The organism is uncultured Campylobacter sp. (assembly GCF_937997405.1).
GTDB lineage: Bacteria > Campylobacterota > Campylobacteria > Campylobacterales > Campylobacteraceae > Campylobacter_B.
Genome location: NZ_CALKTL010000193.1, coordinates 1 through 2,179 on the forward strand (window position 1 = coordinate 1; position 2,179 = coordinate 2,179).

Annotated in this window: 3 protein-coding genes; all 3 read left to right on the top strand. The window is 49.7% G+C overall.

The features are described from left to right. Window positions 1-213 (top strand): hypothetical protein (locus tag Q0372_RS09960; RefSeq protein ID WP_298105487.1); only part of this gene is annotated, 213 nt, incomplete at its 5' end. 213 nt (window positions 214-426) lie between these two features. After that, complete coding sequence (locus Q0372_RS09965; protein WP_298105490.1) at window positions 427-909, top strand: hypothetical protein; 483 nt, start codon at window positions 427-429, stop codon at window positions 907-909. Between the two features lie 532 nt (window positions 910-1,441). Further along, on the top strand, window positions 1,442-2,179 hold a 738-nt coding region (gene hisS / locus Q0372_RS09970), incomplete at its 3' end, for a histidine--tRNA ligase (protein ID WP_298105493.1).

Sequence of the window (2,179 nt, forward strand, 5' to 3'; positions counted from 1 at the left end):
TGCGCGGGCGGCGTGCAGGCTGGCGGGCGGCGCGACGCGCTCCGGACGCTGGACGGATTCAAGGTCGCAAATATCGATCTGAAAAACCGCCAAGGAGGCGATCTACTCGGCGGCTCGGTGCAGCACGGCGCGATGTTTACGTGGTACGATTACGAAGAGGACGTGACGGCGGCGGCAAAGCAGCGACTAAAGGACATAGGACGAGGTGCGTGAAATTCTACGAGATGCGATAGAATTTAAACGTAATTTTAGCCGCGGCAAAATTTTACGAAGCGAATGCGATTATGAGGTAAGGAGCGATCTGATATAAAATTTGAAATTTCACGGCGCAGATTGCATCGGATAAAATTTAGAGCTTTACCAAGCCTCATTTGCTTTTAATTTCTAAAATTTATGCAACTTAAAGTCCAAAAAAAGGAGAGCAAAATGGCTTACGTGACCTACGACAAGGCAAAATGGCATTGGGGCGCGGCAAATGCGCCGACTGACATTCCGCAGGAAAACGGCGCGACGCACATCGCGTTTTTCTTCCGCTGGTGCATGGAGCGCAAGCTCTATTCCAAGGACTTTGCGGCGGATTTCGCGGACGATATAGCGCGGATGGTCGATAGCTTTGATTATCGCGGGTATTTCTTTGGCGCGATGGATGGCGTGCTAAGCAGCGACGAGCTAAACACCGCGGGCAAGGCCTTTGCGAAGGCCTACTACACCACAGACCGCACGAAATTTGCCAAAACGCACGGCTGGTATTTGCAAGATTACGACGATTTCGTCGCGCGAAAATTCGGCGATAAAAACTTCGACAACGCCTATTTTTACATAGAAAACTCGCCGCAGAATTACGCCGAGATCAAAGAGATCATCAACCGCCGCTACGAGGAATTCTTGAGCTTCAAGGCGGCGAAGTAGAAATTTTACCGCCGAGCTTAGTCGGTTTAAAATAGGCGCCTAAGCCCAAACGGCGCGCGATCGACGGTGCGGTAAAATTTAAAATTTTACGCAATGCGTTAAATTTTGCACAGTGCGTAAATTTCGGTGGCGTTTTAATTTTACATAGCATGCCGCGAGCCGACGCGACGCATCGCAAATTAAATTTTAAAATCCAACCGCTGCGCAGCGCGCGATATATTAAACCTAACGGCGCGCTGTTTTTATAAGCCTGGCGCTTGTATTTGCAAACTCTCAGCACGCAATATTAGAAGCCGCCCGCCGATCGTCGCGCCGTAAATTTTATAAACGCCGATCGTTTAAAACAATTTTCAAAGATCGTGCAATCCGCATTTTAAGAATAAATTTGAAATTTTAAAATCATCGCGGCGCGTGATGTAAATAAGCAGAACCGATGCGTTGCTGCGAGCGGCAGGGCTTAAAATTTAGGAAAATTTAACTATAATCGCCGCAAAAATTTGAAAATTTTAAAATTTCACAAAGGATTTTATAGATGATCAAAGCACTTCGCGGTATGAACGATATTTCAGGCGAGCAGGCGCGCATCTACTCACAAATTTTAAACGTGTGCGAGCGTGTGGCGCGCAATTACGGCTTTTGCCTCATCGAAACTCCCAAACTCGAGCAGACCGCGCTATTTCGCCGCAGCGTAGGCGAGAGTAGCGACATAGTCGGCAAGGAGATGTATGAGTTTAGCGACAAAAGCGGCGAGAGCGTCTGCCTGCGCCCCGAGGGCACCGCGGGCGTCGTGCGCGCCTTTATCGAAAAAAAGCTAGACCGCAGCGGCGGCGTGCATAAATTTTATTATCAAGGCTCGATGTTTCGCTACGAGCGCCCGCAAAAGGGGCGTCTGCGCGAGTTTCATCAATTCGGCGTCGAGTGCTTCGGGCAAAGTAGCGTTTATGAGGATGCGAGCGTGATCTTGATGCTAGCTCAAATTTTACGCGAACTGAATGTCGCCGCAACGCTTAAAATCAACTCTTTAGGCGATGAGGAGTGCATGCCTGCGTATAAAACCAAGCTCGTAAATTTCTTGCAGGATCGCAAAGACAGGCTCTGCGAGGACTGCCAAAGGCGCATCGACACCAATCCGATCCGCGTGCTGGACTGCAAAAACGAAAGCTGCCAGAAAATTTTAGCCGCCGCGCCTCTTATAACGGAAAATTTAAACGACGCCTGCGCCGCGCACCTCACGCGAGCCCGTGATCCAGGGCAACTCTTGCTGCTCGAC

Coding starts and splice junctions, on each gene's coding strand:
- Q0372_RS09965 (WP_298105490.1), top strand. CDS start 427: ATGGCTTACGTGACCTACGACAAGGCAAAATGGCATTGGGGCGCGGCA.